Origin of the sequence: Lamprobacter modestohalophilus (assembly GCF_016583905.1) — a bacterium.
GTDB classification, from domain to species: Bacteria; Pseudomonadota; Gammaproteobacteria; order Chromatiales; family Chromatiaceae; genus Lamprobacter; species Lamprobacter modestohalophilus.
The window spans coordinates 166,279-182,836 of sequence record NZ_NRRY01000001.1 but is presented as its reverse complement, the minus strand read 5'-3'; the positions used below and the strand labels follow the sequence as shown (position 1 = coordinate 182,836).

Genomic DNA, 16,558 nt, shown 5'->3' with positions numbered 1-16,558 from the left:
CAACAGTATCCTATTGAAATATATATCTTATCTTAGGCTCCAAGAAAGAACACACGAAACCGCGCCAAGCTTCTTGTTGCAAAAGGAAAATCTGGATAATCGCCTTGACCGTAGGAAACCCGCCACCTAAGATTGGAAAAAAGTGGGGTGCGGTGGAGTTTTGGGGTGATGACCGCCTTTAAGGGGGGCCGGTCATGTTTCGGGGGACACAATTTCTCAACCTGGACGCCAAAGGACGTCTTGCGATTCCGTCACGACAACGCGAACGGTTAGCGCAGCTCTGCGACTCTCATCTCGTCATCACCGCCCATCCGCAGCGGTGCTTACTGATTTATCCGGAACCAGGTTTTGCTGAGCTCGAGCGCAAGCTCAACGCGATGCCGGCGCATCTCGAGGAGACGACCGCCTTACAGCGGTTGCTGATCGGATACGCCAACGACGTCGACATGGACGCCCAGGGACGCGTGCTGCTGACCCCAGCGCAACGTGAATTTGCCGCCTTGGAGAAGCGCGTGGCGCTGGTCGGCATGGTGAATCGCTTCGAGCTGTGGGACGAGTCGGCCTGGCAAGCCACGATCAAAGGCGCTGAAAACGTTGATCTTTCGCGCCTTGCCGCGAATCCGGAAACAGCATCCTTCTCTTTTTAGACAAGGACTTAGGACAACAACAAGCGTATAGGGGGGCGAGCCAGCCAATGGCATCGCGGGGTCACGTACCGGTTCTGTTGGACGAAAGCATGCAGGCCTTAGCCATACAGACATCGGGCTTCTATCTCGACGGCACCTTCGGCCGCGGCGGTCACGCGCGCGCGCTGCTGGCGCGACTCGGTCCCTCGGGAAGGCTCTTGGCCGTCGATCGAGACCCGGAAGCGGTTGCCGCGGCAGCCACCCTGGCCGAGGACGACACCCGCTTCGAGATCGAGCGCGCGCGTTACTCGCAGTTGCCAGAGCTTGCCGAGGCGAGAGGCTGGAGCGGCCGTGTCAACGGCATCCTGCTCGATCTGGGTGTTTCATCTCCGCAGCTCGACCAGCCAGAACGCGGCTTCAGCTTCAACGCCGACGCCCCGCTCGACATGCGGATGGACCCGAGCACCGGACAGAGTGCCGCGGACTGGCTTGCGACCGCGAGCGAGCAGGACATTGCCCGCGCCCTACAAGAACTGGGCGAGGAGCGGTTTGCGCGCCGCATTGCGCGCGCCATCATCGCCGCGCGACAGCAGGCACCGATCAGCACAACCGGCCAGCTCGCGGCCCTCATCGAACGCACCGTGCCTACCCGCGAGCCGGGCAAGCATCCGGCAACCCGCAGCTTTCAGGCCATTCGCATCCAGATCAATGCCGAGCTCGACGAGCTGCGCAGCGCGCTAGCCGGGGTCTGCGATCTGCTCGCCAGCGGCGGGCGTTTGGTCGTCATCAGCTTCCATTCGCTGGAAGATCGGCTAGTAAAACGCTTCATCCGCGACGAGGCGCAGGGCGCGAGTATCCCCAAGCGCGTGCCGGTCCGTGACGCTGAGCTATGCCGGCGGTTGCGCCCGATCGGCAGCGCGACAAGGCCATCAGCGGCGGAGATCGAGCGCAACCCGCGCGCACGCAGCGCGGTGCTTCGCATCGCCGAGCGGCTGCCATGAAAACGCTAGGTCTGCAAACCGGAGCACTGGTTGGCGTGGCCTTACTCGGCCTAGCCGTGGTCGCCACCGCCACCGCTGTGGTTTACGTCAAGTATTTGACTCGAATCGAGTTCGTGGACCTACAAGCGGTTCGTGCCGCGCGCGATGCGCTCGATGTCGAATGGGGTCGCCTGCGCATCGAAGAGGCGGCCATGGGAACGCAGACGCGGGTTGAACGCCGGGCCCGACAGTCACTCCAAATGCATCTGCCGCGGACTGGCGAGCTGCGCATCGTCGAGGTCAACACCGAATGATCGAACCGAGTCAAGTCAAAAACGCCTATCAGCGTCTGCACGAGGCCGAGCGCCAGCGCAGGAAGAAGCGTTTTGGCGAGCGCCGGTTTCTCATCGGCGCGGCATTGGTGATGGCCTTCGTCTCGGTCACCGCCAGCGCCTTTTATCGCCAGGTCGTCGAGACCGATTTCCTCCAGGATGAAGGTGCTAAGCGCTTCTTGCGGGATCGTGAGATTCCGGCCCGGCGCGGGATCATCATGGATCGTAATCACCAGCCCTTGGCCATCAGCACCTCAGTCGCAACGATCTGGGCCGACCCGCAGCTGCTCGCCGAGCGCAGCGATGCGCTCGAGCCACTCGCCCGCGCGCTCGAAGAGCCAACCGCCGATCTCGCGGCCAAGGTTAGCGAGTACGCCGCCAAGGGCCGTCGCTATATGTACCTGCAGCGACGTGTCGAGCCACATCGGGCACGCGCGGTCGAGGACGTGGTTGAGACCTATCGCCTCAACGGCATCGGCATGGAGACCGAGTATCGTCGCTTCTACCCGGGTGGCGAGATCTTCAGCCAGGTCGTCGGCTTCACCAATATCGATAATCAGGGCCAAGAAGGCATTGAACTGGTTGCAAACAACGCGCTCAAGGCCGCGCCAGGCAAGCGCCGCGTCATTCAAGACGGTCATCGGCGCATCGTCGAAGAGGTCGAACAGTTGCAGGCGCCTGAGCATGGCGAAGACATCGTGCTCAGCATCGATCAGCGGCTGCAATTCCTCGCCTACCGCGAGCTCAAGCGCGCCGTTGAGGAAAACAAGGCCGTCGGTGGCTCGGCGACGCTGTTGGATGTAACCACCGGCGAGATCCTGGCACTCGTCAACCAGCCCTCTTTCAACCCCAATCAGCCGCGGCAAGAGTCGGCGGAAGAGCGCCGCAACCGTGCGCTGACCGATGTCTTCGAACCCGGTTCCACGGTCAAGCCGTTCGTGGTCGCCGCAGCACTCGAGCGCGGGCTGGTGCATCCGCACAGCCCGATCAGCACCTCTCCTGGCGTGTTGCAGGTCGGCCGCAACCGGGTACGTGACTATCGCAACCTGGGCCAGCTCGACACCACCAGCGTCATCACCAAGTCGAGCAACGTCGGCGTGGTCAAGATTGCGCAACAGATGGATCGGGCCGTGCTCTGGCAGCTCTATCGGCGTCTCGGCTTCGGCCAGACCAGCAATGTTGGCTTCCCGGGAGAGCGCTCCGGCTATCTGCCGCATTTCGACGGTTGGTCCAACTTCGAGCATGCGACGCTCGCGTTCGGCTATGGGCTCAACGTCACCACCCTGCAGCTCGCCCAGGCCTACGCCATCATCGCCACCGACGGCATCAGCCGGCCCGCGACCCTGCTCCGGCGCGATAGCGTGCCAGCCGGAGAGCGCGTCTTCGCGCCCGAGACCGCACAGGCCGTGCGCCTCATGCTCGAGACCGTGATCTCGACCGAGGGCACCGCACGTCGAGCCGCCATCCCCGGCTATCGCGTTGCCGGCAAGACGGGAACGGCGAAGAAGGCGACCGAGCGTGGTTATGTCGACGGCAAATACCAGTCGGTCTTCGTCGGTTTGGCGCCAGTGACGAGCCCGCGCTTTGTCATGGTGGTCATGATCGATGAGCCGGGCGGCAAGGAGTATTACGGCGGCGCCGTCGCCGCGCCGACCTTCGCCCGCGTGATGCCGGCTGCGCTGCGCCTCTACAACGTGGCTCCGGATGATCCTAAGCATCCATTGATCTTGACCTCCTCGACCGAGGGAAAACCATGATGGCCCTGCACACAGACCCGCTCAACGAACGGCGAGGCCTGAGCCGATGAGCCCGCAACACGCAGACCCGCAGCGGACGAACCCACCCATGTGGACCCTCAGCGAGACGGCGCGGGCGATTGGCGCACGGCTCGTCGGTGCAGACGTCGCTTACAGCGGCGTCACCACTGACAGCCGTGGCGATTGTCATGGCTTGCTGTTCATCGCGCTTCAAGGTGAGCGCTTCGACGGCCATGACTATGTTGCCAGCGCGGCCGCCAGCGGCGCCGCTGCGGTCTTGGTCGACCGGCCACTCTACATCGACCTGCCACAGCTGATCGTCAAAGACACGCGGCTCGCACTGGGGCGCCTCGCCGCCGCTTGGCGCGAGCGCATCCCCGCGCAAGTGATCGCCATCACCGGTAGCAACGGCAAGACGACGGTCAAAGAGATGACCGCTGCGATCCTCTCCCAGGCCGGCGCCACTCGCGCCACCGCCGGCAACCTGAATAACGACATCGGCATGCCGCTGACCCTGCTCGCGGCCCGCGATGAAGACTTTCTCATCCTCGAGATGGGCGCCAATCATCACGGCGAGATCGGCTATATGACCGACATCGCTCGCCCTGATGTGGCGCTGATCACCAATGCCGGCCGCGCCCACCTGGAGGGCTTCGGCAGCGTCGAGGGCGTGGCCCATGCCAAGGGCGAGATCGCCCGTGGCCTGCCGCCAGAGGGCACCTTCGTGGTCATGGCCGATGTCCCCTGGACGCCCTTATGGCAGCAGCTCGCCGCTGGCCGCCCGCTACTAACCTTTGGCACCGGCCCCAGCGCTCAGGTCAAAGCGGATGAAAACGCCATCACCGAAACCTGGGATGCGGATGGATTCCGCAGCCATTTCACGGCGAACATCAAGGGCCATGAGGTTGAGATCGCGCTGCCGCTGGCCGGCTCGCACAATGTGCGCAACGCGCTCGCCGCGATTGCCGGCACCACCGCATTAGGCATCGAGCCCGCCAGGATTCGCGCCGGCCTCGAGCAGATGGTGCCGGTCAAACGCCGCCTGCAGCCGCGGCACACGAGCACCGGCGCCAAGCTGCTCGACGACAGCTATAACGCGAACCCGGACTCGCTGGCCGCTGCCGTCGACGTGCTCACCGCCCTACCACTCGAGCCGGACGGGCGCCATCTCTTGGTCATGGGCGATTTTGGCGAGCTCGGACCGGATAGCACAGAGGTCCATCATGAGATGGGCGTTGCTGCCCGAGCGGCGGGCGCCAGCAGCCTCTTCGCGGTCGGGACGCTCAGTCAGCACGCGGTCGAAGGCTTCGGCGCAGGCGCTCGCCACTTCGCCGATCAGGACGCGCTGATCGCAGCGCTGCTCGCCGAGACCGGCCCCGCTGATGTACTTCTGGTGAAAGGCTCTAGGCTGTCGGCCATGGATCGCGTCGCTGACGCACTCTGTGCGGACAGGGAGGCGCGCTGAGTATGCTCCTGCTCCTGACCGACTGGCTCAGCCAATATCAGAGCGGCTTCAACGTCTTCCGCTATCTGACGTTGCGCACCATCCTGGGTGTGCTGACCGCGTTGGCGATCTCGTTGCTGATCGGCCGGCCACTGATCCGCTGGCTGAGCGCCTACAAGGTCGGCCAAACCGTGCGCAGCGACGGTCCCGAGAGCCATTTCTCCAAGGCCGGCACGCCAACCATGGGTGGCACCCTGATCCTGGTGGCCATCGCCGTCAGTACCCTGCTCTGGGCCGACCTGCACAACCGCTTCGTCTGGGTGGTGCTGTTGACCACCCTCGCCTTCGGCGCGATTGGCCTGCTCGACGATTACCGCAAGTTGGTCTTGCGCGACCCGAAAGGGCTCCCGGCGCGCTGGAAGTACTTCTGGCAGACCATCGCTGGCTTGGGTGCGGCCCTCTATCTGTATTTCAGCGCCACCACAACAGGCGAGACCGCGCTGCTGATCCCCTACTTGAAGGACGTCAGCTTCCAGCTTGGACCACTGTTCGTGATCTTTGCCTATCTGGTCATCGTCGGCTCCAGCAACGCCGTCAATCTCACCGACGGCCTCGACGGCCTCGCCGTGCTGCCTTCGGTGATGGTCGCCGGCGGCCTCGGCATCATGGTCTACGCCGCCGGGAATATCGAGATCGCCGGCTATCTGAAGATCCCCTATGTACCGAATGTCGGCGAGGTGGTGATCTTCTGCGGCGCACTCGCCGGCGCCGGCCTCGGCTTCCTCTGGTTCAACACCTATCCGGCCCAGGTCTTCATGGGCGATGTCGGCGCCCTGGCGCTAGGCGCCGCACTGGGCACGATTGCGGTGGTTGCGAAGCAGGAGATCGTGCTCTTCATCATGGGCGGCATCTTCGTGCTCGAGACGCTCTCGGTGATGATTCAGGTCGGCTCGTACAAGCTCACCGGCAAGCGTGTCTTCCGCATGGCCCCGCTGCATCATCACTACGAGCTCAAGGGCTGGCCCGAGCCGCGCGTCATCGTCCGCTTCTGGATCGTGACGGTCATCTTGGTCCTAGTCGGATTGGCGAGCCTGAAGATCCGATGAGCCAAGTGCGCGCCAAGAAGGTCGCGGTGGTCGGCTTGGGCAAGACCGGCCTCTCCTGCGCGCGTTGGCTGCATGCGCAGGGCGCCGAGGTTGCCGTGCTGGACTCGCGCACGACCCCGCCCGGACTCGCGCAGCTGCAGGAAGAGCTGCCTGACGTTGCCGTGTTGGTCGGCGGCTTCGACGCCTCAGTCTTGGCGGCGGTCGACGAGATCATTGTCAGCCCCGGGGTTCCAGTAAGCACGGCCGCGCTGCGGGCTGCCTCTGACAAAGGCATCCCCATCGTCGGCGATGTCGAGCTGTTCGCGCGCGCAGCAACGGCACCGGTGATCGCGATCACCGGCTCCAATGGCAAGAGCACGGTGACGACCCTGGTCGGAGAGATGCTCCGGCACGCCGGGCTGGATGCCGCGGTCGGCGGCAATCTCGGCATCCCGGTCTTGGATCTGCTCCGCGCCGATGCGCAATGGTACGTGCTTGAGCTGTCGAGCTTCCAGCTCGAGACGACAGAGTGCCTACCAACCCATGCCGCGACCGTGATCAACCTGTCAGCCGACCATCTGGATCGCTACCCGGACATGGCCGCTTATGGCGCCGCGAAGGCTCGGATCTTCGCCCATGCCGAGCGCGCCCTGGTCAACCGCGATGATCCAGCTGCGTCGGCACTCGCGGCCGGGGTCGCAGACCAAGTCGGCTTCTCGCTGAGCGAGCCAACCAACGAGGTCGACTACGGGTTGATCTCAAACGACCAGCAGGTCTGGCTAGCGCGTGGTCGTACGCCACTGATCGCGACGACCGAGCTTCGCATGCCCGGACGGCACAACCTGGCCAACGCCTTGGCGGCACTCGCACTGGCCGAGATGGCTGGCGTCAGCCCGGAGGCCGGCTGCGAGGTGCTGCGCGAATTTCCGGGGCTTGCGCACCGAAGCGAACTGGTCGCCGAGAGACGCGGCGTGCGCTGGATCAACGACTCCAAGGGCACCAACCCGGGTGCAACTATCGCCGCGCTGGCCGGCATCGTCGACGAGCCAAGACAAGGCACTTCTGCAGCACCCGCCCGGGCCGTGCTCATCGCCGGTGGCGAAGGTAAGGGCGCGGACTTCTCCACCTTGGCGCCTGTGGTGAGCCGCTGTGCACACGCGGTCATCCTCATCGGCCGCGACGCGGCACTGCTTGAGCAGGCCCTGAACGACACGGCGCCCTTGCACCGGGCCGCTAGCATGGAAGAGGCGGTCCGACTCGCGGAGCATCTCGCACAGCCCGGAGACGCGGTTTTGCTCTCTCCGGCCTGCGCCAGCTTCGATATGTTCGATGACTACCAGCATCGCGGTCGCGCCTTTGCTGCCGCGGTCGCAGGCTTAGCGCCATGACCGCAACGCGACTGCCTAACAGCCCTCCAGCCGCGCGGCTTAGCGCATCGGCGATGCGCGGTCGGACGCGACGGCGCGACCGCAGCGAGCCGGTTATTGACGGGCTGTTGTTGGTCTGCGTCCTTGGGCTGCTCGGGCTCGGATTCGTCATGGTGGCCTCGGCGTCGCTGCCGATTGGGACCCGCGACTATGCCGATCCGTTCTTCTTCGTCGTCCGCCATGGCATCGCGCTAGGACTCGCGCTGATCTGTGGACTGGTCTGTTTTGCGATCCCGGTCCAGGTCTGGGAGCGCTCGGGCATCTGGCTGCTCTTGCTCAGCTGCGGCCTGTTGGTGCTGGTCTTGGTGCCCGGTATCGGCCGAACCGTGAATGGCGCGACCCGCTGGATTCCACTTGGCCCCTTGAATCTGCAGCCGTCGGAGCTGATCAAATTCGTCGCGGTGATCTATCTTTCAGGCTATCTGGTGCGACGCCAGCATGAGGTCACCACCTCGGTGGTCGGCTTCATTCGGCCGATGGTCCTCATTGGTATCGCCGCCAGTCTGATCATGGTGCAGCCTGATTTCGGCACCACCGTGGTGATCCTCGCCACGGTGATGGCGCTGTTACTGCTCGGCGGCGCGGCCTTATGGCCGTTTGCACTCTTGTTCATCACCATCGGGGCCGGTCTCGCACTGCTGATCTGGATCGAGCCTTATCGGCTGGTGCGTGTGACCTCGTTCATCGATCCCTTCAAAGACCCCTTCAACACCGGCTATCAACTCAGCCATGCCCTGATCGCGATGGGCCGCGGCGAATGGTTTGGCGTTGGTCTGGGTAACGGGATTCAAAAGCAGTTTTACCTGCCCGAGGCACACACCGATTTCTTGCTTGCGGTCATCGGCGAGGAACTCGGCATGTTCGGGGTGATCGGCGTCATCTTCACCTTTGCGCTGATCGCTTGGCGCGCCTTCGACATCGGTGCGCGTGCTCAAGCCATGGGTGATGGCTTCTCAGCCTATGCCGCGCATGGCTTCGGCCTGTTGCTTGGGATGCAGGCCTTCATCAGCGCTGGCGTCAATACCGGCATGCTGCCAACCAAAGGCCTACCACTGCCCTTCATCAGCTACGGCAGCAACGCCCTCATCGTCTCGGTAATGGTTGCCGCAGTGCTGCTACGCATCGATTTTGAACTGCGCCGCAAGGACAGCAGGCCGCTCCCAGAGGCCGGCGTTGCTCGCAGCCTAGGCACACCGAGGGGGATTCGATGGCGCCGCGCATAGCGATCATGGCCGGTGGCACCGGCGGACATGTCTTCCCTGCTTTGGCAGTGGCCGAGGTGCTGCGCGTGCGCGGTGCAGAGGTATTCTGGCTCGGTACCCGTGCTGGTCTCGAGTCACGCCTGGTGCCCGAGCGCGGCTTCGAGATCGAATGGCTATCGGTCGCGGGCATCCGCGGCAAAGGCCTGCGCACCCTCGCCGCTGCGCCGCTGAAGCTCGCGGGAGCTCTCGGCGAGGCCGCTGGCGTGCTTAAACGACGTGACCCGGCCGCTGTACTTGGCATGGGCGGCTTCGCCTCGGGGCCAGGCGGCATCATGGCTTGGATGCAACGTCGGCCCCTGCTGATCCAGGAGCAAAACAGCGTGCCGGGCATGACCAACCAATGGTTGGCGCGGGTCGCCGATCGCGTATTCGAGGCGTTTCCGAACAGCTTCCCAAACACTCGCCAGGCCATCACCACCGGCAACCCGGTGCGTGCAGCGATCAGCGCGCTGCCAGCGCCAGCCGCGCGCCTCGCTGGCCGCTCCGGCCCAGCGCGACTGCTGGTTCTGGGTGGATCACTCGGCGCCCAAGCCTTGAACGAGACCATGGCTCAAGCCCTCGCCCTGCTGCCGCCGTCGCTGCGTCCAGCGGTCCGCCACCAGGCCGGCGAGCGCACCCTGGCGCTGGCCCAGCAAGCCTATGCCGCGGCCGGTATCGGGGCCGAGGTGACGCCCTTCATCGCCGACATGGCCGAGGCCTATGGCTGGGCTGATCTGGTGGTCTGCCGCAGTGGCGCGCTCACGGTCTCCGAGCTGGCAGCAGCGGGCTTGCCAGCGATCCTGGTGCCCTATCCGCATGCGGTCGATGACCATCAGGTCGGCAATGGGCGCTGGCTCAGTGAAGCCGGCGCCGCCCAACTCCTGCTGCAGCGCGAGATGAGCCGCGAGCGGCTCGCCGCCCTGCTCGAGCCGCTGCTCGCCGATCCGAGCCAGCGCCTGCGCATGGCCGAGGCCGCACGCGCCAAGGCCCAGCCGGACGCCGCTGAGCGCATCGCCGAAGCCTGCCTGGAGCTGGCGCAATGAATGCCGCTCATCGCACCCACAGCGCGGCCAACATGGGCCGGATGCGGCGTCTGCACTTCATCGGCATCGGCGGTGCCGGCATGAGCGGCATCGCCGAGCTGATGACCAACCTCGGCTACGAGGTCCAGGGCTCGGACCAGCGCGAGAACGAGGTCGTGCGCCGACTCACCGGCTTGGGCGTCCAGTGCTTCATCGGCCATCGCGCCGAGCAGGTCGCCGACGTCGATGTAGTGGTGGTCTCCACCGCCATCGACGAGAGCAACCCCGAGATCCTCGCCGCCCGCGCGGAACGTATCCCGGTGGTGCGCCGCGCTGAGATGCTGGCCGAGCTGATGCGCTTCCATTATGGCGTTGCCGTCGCCGGCACCCATGGCAAGACCACCACCACCAGCCTGATCGCCAGTGTGCTGGCCGAGGCCAATCTGGACCCGACCTTCGTCATCGGCGGCCTGCTCAACAGCGCCGGCGCCAATGCGCGGCTCGGCAGCAGCAAATACCTGATCGCCGAGGCCGACGAGAGTGATGCCTCCTTCCTCTATCTGCAGCCGATGCTGGCGGTGGTCACCAACATCGACGCCGACCACATGCGCACCTACGGCAACGACTTCGACCGGCTGCGCAGCACCTTCAAGGAATTCATCCACCACCTGCCGTTCTATGGGCTGGCGGTGCTTTGCGTGGATGATCCCGAGGTGGCCGCGCTGATCCCGACCATCTCGCGCCCGATGCGCACCTATGGCACCGAGGCGCAGGCCGACGTGCGCGCACTGAATATCAGCCAGCAGGGGCTGCGCATGCGCTTCGAGGTCAGGCACGCGGACGCCGCAGAGCCCTTCCCGGTCGAGCTCAATCTGCCCGGTCGGCACAATGTCCTGAACGCCCTGGCCGCGATCGCGATCGCACTGGAGCTGGGCGTCGAAGAGACCGCGATCCAGCACGCGCTGAGCACCTTTGCTGGCATCGGCCGGCGCTTCGTGGTCAGCGACTGCCCGTTGCCGGATGGCGGCTCGGTGACGCTGATCGACGATTACGGGCATCATCCGCGCGAGCTCGCCGCGACCATCGAGGCCGCACGCGGCGGCTGGCCCGGCCGGCGGCTGGTGCTGCTGTTCCAGCCTCACCGTTATTCGCGCACCCAAGAGCAATTCGACGATTTCGCGCAGGTGCTGTCCGAGGTCGACCTGCTGGTGCTCTGCGAGGTCTATGCCGCCGGCGAGCAGCCCATTCCAGGCGCCGATGGCCGCAGTCTGAGCCGGGCGATACGCTCGCGCGGGCAGGTTGAGCCGGTCTTCGCGCAGAACCTCAGCGAGGCACCCGCCTTGCTCGACGCCCTGCTCGAGCCGGGCGACCTGCTCCTGATCTCTGGCGCTGGCGACATCGGCCAGCTCCCGGCCCGCTTGCCGAGCCTGCTCAGCGAGGTGCGGTCGTGAATGCGCCCACGCTCAACGGGCCCGCGCTGCGCGGCGAGCTGCGCCTGAACGAGCCGCTCGCGCGCTACACCAGTTGGCGCGTCGGCGGGCCAGCGCAACGCCTGTATCGACCGGCTGACGCCCAGGATCTGGCCGCATTCCTAACCAGGCTCGATGCCGATGAGCCGCTGTTCTGGCTCGGCCTCGGCAGCAATCTGCTGATCAGCGATGCCGGCTTGGCTGGCACGGTCATCCACACGCAAGGTTGCTTGAACGGCATCAGCCAACTCCCAGACCACGCGATTCGCGTCGAGGCCGGCGCGAGCTGCGCCAAGGTCGCCCGCTTTGCCAGCCGCCAAGGCCTGGTCGGCGCCGAGTTTCTCGCCGGCATTCCCGGCACCATGGGCGGCGCCTTGGCGATGAATGCTGGCGCCTGGGGCGGCGAGACCTGGCCGCTGGTGCGCGGCGTGCGCACCATCGATCGACAGGGCCAGATCCGCGAGCTCGGGTCGGCCGATTTCCGTTATGGCTATCGGCAGGTAATGGGACCAGAGGGCGAATGGTTCCTGGGTGCCGATCTGGTGCTAGAGCCCGGCGACACCGAGGCGGCACAGGCGCGCATCCGCGAGCTGCTGGATCGGCGCGCCGCCACCCAGCCGACCGGCGTGCCGAGCTGTGGCTCGGTGTTTCGCAACCCGGCTGGCGATCACGCCGCGCGCCTGATCGAGGCCGCGGGGCTCAAGGGCCGTCGCATCGGCGGTGCCGAGGTCTCGCCCAAGCATGCCAACTTCATCATCAACCTCGGTGACGCCACCGCGAGCGATATCGCCGCGCTGATCGCACTCGTGCAAGACGAGGTCGAGCGCAGCAGCGGGATTCGCTTGCAGCCGGAAGTCCGCCGCCTCGGAGCATTTGCATGACGAGCTTGGCTCCAAACCCCAAGACCTTGGCCCTCGAGCCCATTGATCCGGCACGCTACGGACGGGTTGCGCTGATCCTGGGCGGCAGCTCCGAAGAGCGCCCGATCTCGCTCAGGAGCGGCGCCGCCGTGCTGGCTGCACTGCAGCGCCTGGGCATCGATGTCACACCGCTTGACCCGGCCGACCATCCCGGCAGTGCCCTATTCCAGGTGCTGAACCCACAGCGCTTTGATCGCGCCTTCCTGATCTTGCACGGGCGCGGCGGTGAAGATGGCCAAATCCAGGGAGCACTCGAAACCTTGGGACTGCCCTACACCGGCTCCGGCGTGCTCGGCTCGGCGATCGGCATGGACAAGTACCGCACCAAGCGGGTCTGGGGCGGCGCTGGCCTACCGACCGCCGAGTTCGCGCTGATCCTCGACGAGGCCGATCTCCAGCAGGCGGTTGACCTCGGGTTTCCGCTGATGATCAAACCGGCCCACGAGGGCTCCAGCCTGGGCATGGCGCGCGCCAATGACCGCGACGAGTTGATCGCAGCCTGGCATGAAGCGGCCAAGCTCGATGCTGTTGTTCTCGCCGAGCGCTGGTTGACCGGTGCAGAGTACACCTGCGCCATCCTCGGCGAGCAGGCGCTACCGCTCATCCGGCTCGAGACACCGAACGTCTTCTATGACTTCGACGCCAAGTATCAGGCCAATAGCACCTCGTACCTCTGCCCCTGCGGACTGCCGGAGTCCATCGAGACCGAGTATCAGGCGCTGTGCCTTAAGGCCTTCCACGCCGTCGGCGGCAGCGGTTGGGGCCGCGTCGACTTCATGCTCGACGAGGCCGGTAACCCCAGGCTGCTGGAGGTCAACACCATCCCTGGGATGACGGATCACAGCCTGGTGCCGATGGCCGCCCAAACCGCCGGCATCGACTTCGACAGCCTCTGTGCACGCATCCTCGAGACCAGCATGCTGGAGACCCCCTCCCATGACTGAGCCAACCCATGAGCTTCAACAACCGTCCGTTCGACCCAGGACGCGGCTGAGCATCATCGCCCGACTGTTGACCGCAGTCCTGCTGCTCTGTGGGCTGATCGGCGCCGGCTGGATCGGCCTGCAATGGGAGCCGGTACTGCTGCCGGTTCGCGTCGTCAGTATCGACGGCGAGATGCATGGACTCTCGCGCGAGGCCCTGCAGCAGACCATTAGCAAAGAGATCACCGGCGGCATCCTGACCCAGAATCTGGCGACGCTCCGCGCTCGGGTACAGGCTTTGCCTTGGGTCGAGCAGGCGACGACACGCCGGATCTGGCCCGACCGTATTCAGGTCAGGGTGCGCGAGCACAGCGCGCTTGCGCGCTGGAATGAAAGTGGGCTGGTCACCGAGGATGGCGTGGTATTCCGCCCCAGCGATGGGCGGCTACCGGCTGGGCTGGCGCGCCTCGGCGCTGCCAATGATGAACAAGCACCGGAGGTGGTCAACCGCTTCCTCGATTGGGGCTCGCGACTGCTCGCGCTCGGACTGATCGTCGACGGGGTCCAGCGCGATGCGCGGGGCGACTGGTCGATCGAGCTGCTCGGCGGCACCGACGTGCTGCTCGGCACCGATGAGGTCGAACAGCGGCTCGAGCGCTTGATCGCTGCCTACAGCCAAATCGAGGCGATCGGCATCCCAACCCGACTCGATCTCCGCTACGCCAATGGCCTCGCGGTGCGCTGGCTGCCGGTCGGCAACAGCGCTGGCGGCCCCAAGCGCATCGCGGCTAACTGAATTCTAAATATCGGAGCGGATCTGCATGGCAAGACGCAGCGAAAAGAACCTGGTCGTCGGTCTCGACATCGGCACCTCGAAGGTGGCCGCCTTGGTGGGTGAGATCAGGCCTGACGACACCATCGAGGTCATTGGAGTGGGCACGCACCCCTCGCACGGCCTCAAGAAAGGCGTGGTCGTCGACATCGAATCGACGGTGCAGTCGATCCAGCGCGCCGTCGAGGAGGCCGAGCTGATGGCGGGCTGCGAGATCCATTCGGTGCATGCCGGGATCGGCGGCAGCCATATCCGCAGCCGCAATAGCGACGGCGTCACCGCGATCAAGGAGCACGAGGTCAACCAAGGCGACGTCGACCGCGTCATCGACGCCGCGCGCGCCGTCGCGATCCCAGCCGACCAAAAGATCCTGCACATCCTGCCGCAGGAATTCATCATCGATGATCAAGACGGCATCCGCGAGCCAATCGGGATGTGCGGTGTGCGCCTTGAGGCGCGGGTGCACATGGTCACCGGCGCCGTCAGTGCCGCGCAAAACGTCGTCAAGTGCATCCGACGCTGCGGCCTCGAGGTCGACGACCTGGTCATCGGCCAGCTCAGCTCATCCTTGGCCGTCCTCAAGGAGGACGAGAAGGAGCTTGGCGTCTGCACCGTCGATATCGGCGGCGGCACGACTGATCTGGCCGTGTTCACCGATGGCGCGATCCGGCACATTGCCGTGATCCCGATCGCGGGAGACCAGGTGACCAACGATATCGCCGTGGCCCTGCGCACACCGACACAGCACGCCGAGGCCATCAAGATCCAACATGGCTGCGCCCTGTCGTCAAGGGGTGGGCAAGAGAACATCGAGGTGCCAAGCATTGGCGAGCGGCCACCGCGCCAGCTTTCGCGGCAGACCCTCGCTGAGGTGATCGAGCCGCGCTATGAGGAGTTGCTCAACCTGCTCCAAAACGAGCTTAGACGCAGCGGCTTCGAAGAACTGATCGCCGGTGGCGTCGTGCTCACCGGCGGCAGCGCAAAGATGGAAGGCATCGTGGAATTGGCCGAAGAGGTCTTCCACATGCCCGTTCGACTCGGCCTACCCCAGTCGGTCACAGGGATGGAAGACACCATTGCCGACCCAGTCTACGCGGCTGGGGTCGGGCTACTCATCTACGCCAAGCAGCATCGGTTCGCCGGTACCGCTGAGCACCAGAGCGCGGGCGTTTGGGGGCGCCTACGCAACTGGTTGAGTGGCAGCTTCTAACCATGGTGACGGGCGAGAGAGACCCCGCGGCCCGAGGGGGATTAGGTTCTATTGCAGCACAGACCACAACAGCAAAATCCGCGAGGTAACTGATATGAGCTTCGAGCTAGTTGATACCCAAACTCAGAATGCCGTGATCAAGGTCATCGGCGTCGGCGGCGGTGGCGGCAACGCGGTCAATCACATGGCAGCCGCCAACATCGAAGGCGTCGAGTTCATCTGCGCCAATACCGACGCTCAGGCACTCGAAAACGTCTCTGTCAAGACGGTTCTGCAGTTGGGCGCCGGCATCACCAAGGGACTTGGTGCAGGCGCTGATCCGGACGTCGGCCGCCGCGCCGCGGAGGAAGACCGAGACCGCATCAAGGATCTGCTCGATGGCGCCGACATGGTGTTCATTACCGCTGGCATGGGCGGTGGCACCGGCACGGGTGCCGCGCCGATCGTCGCCGCCGTCGCACGCGAACTCGGCATCCTCACCGTCGCCGTGGTCAGCAAGCCGTTCGTGTTCGAGGGCGGCAAGCGCGCCAAGGTCGCCATCGATGGCATCCTCGAGCTGGAGAAGCATGTCGACTCGCTGATCACGATCCCGAACGACAAGCTGCTCGCCGTGCTCGGCAAACAGATGACCCTGCTCGACGCCTTCAGTGCCGCCAATGACGTGTTGCTCAACGCCACCCAGGGTATCGCCGAGCTGATCACCCGCCCCGGCCTGATCAACGTCGACTTCGCCGACGTCAAGACCGTGATGTCCGGCATGGGCGTCTCGATGATGGGTACTGGCTCGGCCACCGGCGAGAACCGGGCGCGCGAGGCCGCTGAAAAGGCGATCAACAGCCCGCTGCTGGAGGATATCGATCTCGCCGGAGCCAACGGCATCCTGGTCAATATCACGGCAGGCATGACGCTGACGATCGGCGAGTTCGACGAGGTCGGCAACACGGTGCGCGACTTCGCCGACGACAATGCAACCGTGGTCGTTGGCACCGTCATCGATCCAGACCTCGACGAGGAGCTGCGGGTGACGGTCGTTGCGACGGGGCTTGGTGATCGCAAGGCCGAGCGTCTCGCGGTGCGCGGTGGCGAGCCAAGGATTCGCCTGGTTGACAACGATCAGCGTGACAGCTCAGCGCCTGACTATCGCGACATGGATCAGCCCGCCTATATTCGCAACAAACGTCCGGCGACCGGTGGCGAGGCCACCGCAGCCGATCTGGACTACCTCGACATCCCGGCCTTCTTGCGCCGCCAAGCGGATTGATCTAGGACAACCCCTAACATGGATTATTG

At 65.1% G+C, this 16,558-nt stretch carries 15 protein-coding genes; all 15 read left to right on the top strand.

Annotated features, from left to right (window positions below; translation table 11 throughout):
• Positions 1-194 precede the first annotated feature (194 nt).
• On the top strand, positions 195-647 hold the full coding sequence (gene mraZ, locus CKO42_RS00690; RefSeq protein ID WP_200236643.1) for a division/cell wall cluster transcriptional repressor MraZ: 453 nt from the start codon (positions 195-197) through the stop codon (positions 645-647).
• A 47-nt stretch (positions 648-694) separates the two neighbouring features.
• Positions 695-1,627, top strand: a complete 933-nt coding sequence (gene rsmH, locus CKO42_RS00685; RefSeq protein ID WP_200236641.1) for a 16S rRNA (cytosine(1402)-N(4))-methyltransferase RsmH — start codon at positions 695-697, stop codon at positions 1,625-1,627.
• Positions 1,624-1,920 carry a cell division protein FtsL gene (ftsL, locus tag CKO42_RS00680; protein WP_200236638.1) on the top strand — a complete coding sequence of 99 codons (297 nt, stop codon included), beginning with the start codon at positions 1,624-1,626 and terminating at the stop codon, positions 1,918-1,920. The genes rsmH and ftsL overlap by 4 nt, the downstream gene beginning before the upstream one ends.
• Positions 1,917-3,695, top strand: a complete 1,779-nt coding sequence (locus tag CKO42_RS00675) for a peptidoglycan D,D-transpeptidase FtsI family protein (RefSeq protein WP_200236633.1) — start codon at positions 1,917-1,919, stop codon at positions 3,693-3,695. The genes ftsL and CKO42_RS00675 overlap by 4 nt, the downstream gene beginning before the upstream one ends.
• 46 nt (positions 3,696-3,741) lie before the next feature.
• Positions 3,742-5,160, top strand: coding sequence for a UDP-N-acetylmuramoyl-tripeptide--D-alanyl-D-alanine ligase (locus CKO42_RS00670; RefSeq protein WP_420844249.1), 1,419 nt, complete (start codon positions 3,742-3,744; stop codon positions 5,158-5,160).
• A gap of 2 nt (positions 5,161-5,162) precedes the next feature.
• Entirely contained in the window at positions 5,163-6,245 is a 1,083-nt protein-coding gene (gene mraY / locus CKO42_RS00665) for a phospho-N-acetylmuramoyl-pentapeptide-transferase (RefSeq protein ID WP_200236630.1), read from the top strand.
• Positions 6,242-7,612, top strand: a complete 1,371-nt coding sequence (gene murD / locus CKO42_RS00660; protein ID WP_200236627.1) for a UDP-N-acetylmuramoyl-L-alanine--D-glutamate ligase — start codon at positions 6,242-6,244, stop codon at positions 7,610-7,612. Before mraY ends, murD begins: the two co-directional genes overlap by 4 nt.
• Before the next feature lie 53 nt (positions 7,613-7,665).
• On the top strand, positions 7,666-8,874 hold the full coding sequence (ftsW, locus tag CKO42_RS00655) for a putative lipid II flippase FtsW (RefSeq protein WP_200236953.1): 1,209 nt from the start codon (positions 7,666-7,668) through the stop codon (positions 8,872-8,874).
• A complete protein-coding gene (gene murG, locus CKO42_RS00650) occupies positions 8,859-9,935 on the top strand; it encodes an undecaprenyldiphospho-muramoylpentapeptide beta-N-acetylglucosaminyltransferase (RefSeq protein WP_200236625.1) in 1,077 nt (358 codons plus the stop codon). The genes ftsW and murG overlap by 16 nt, the downstream gene beginning before the upstream one ends.
• Positions 9,932-11,365 carry a UDP-N-acetylmuramate--L-alanine ligase gene (gene murC / locus CKO42_RS00645; RefSeq protein ID WP_200236622.1) on the top strand — a complete coding sequence of 478 codons (1,434 nt, stop codon included), beginning with the start codon at positions 9,932-9,934 and terminating at the stop codon, positions 11,363-11,365. Before murG ends, murC begins: the two co-directional genes overlap by 4 nt.
• Positions 11,362-12,264, top strand: coding sequence for a UDP-N-acetylmuramate dehydrogenase (murB, locus tag CKO42_RS00640; RefSeq protein WP_338034820.1), 903 nt, complete (start codon positions 11,362-11,364; stop codon positions 12,262-12,264). Before murC ends, murB begins: the two co-directional genes overlap by 4 nt.
• The gene (locus CKO42_RS00635) at positions 12,261-13,247 is read left to right on the top strand and encodes a D-alanine--D-alanine ligase (protein WP_200236619.1); all 987 of its coding nucleotides are present in this window, start codon (positions 12,261-12,263) and stop codon (positions 13,245-13,247) included. Before murB ends, CKO42_RS00635 begins: the two co-directional genes overlap by 4 nt.
• Positions 13,240-14,022 (top strand): cell division protein FtsQ/DivIB, encoded by a 783-nt coding sequence (locus CKO42_RS00630; protein WP_200236615.1) that lies wholly within the window; start codon positions 13,240-13,242, stop codon positions 14,020-14,022. Before CKO42_RS00635 ends, CKO42_RS00630 begins: the two co-directional genes overlap by 8 nt.
• Positions 14,023-14,047: 25 nt before the next feature.
• On the top strand, positions 14,048-15,268 hold the full coding sequence (gene ftsA / locus CKO42_RS00625) for a cell division protein FtsA (RefSeq protein WP_200236612.1): 1,221 nt from the start codon (positions 14,048-14,050) through the stop codon (positions 15,266-15,268).
• Between the two features lie 94 nt (positions 15,269-15,362).
• A complete protein-coding gene (gene ftsZ / locus CKO42_RS00620; protein WP_200236609.1) occupies positions 15,363-16,529 on the top strand; it encodes a cell division protein FtsZ in 1,167 nt (388 codons plus the stop codon).
• Positions 16,530-16,558: the final 29 nt, after the last annotated feature.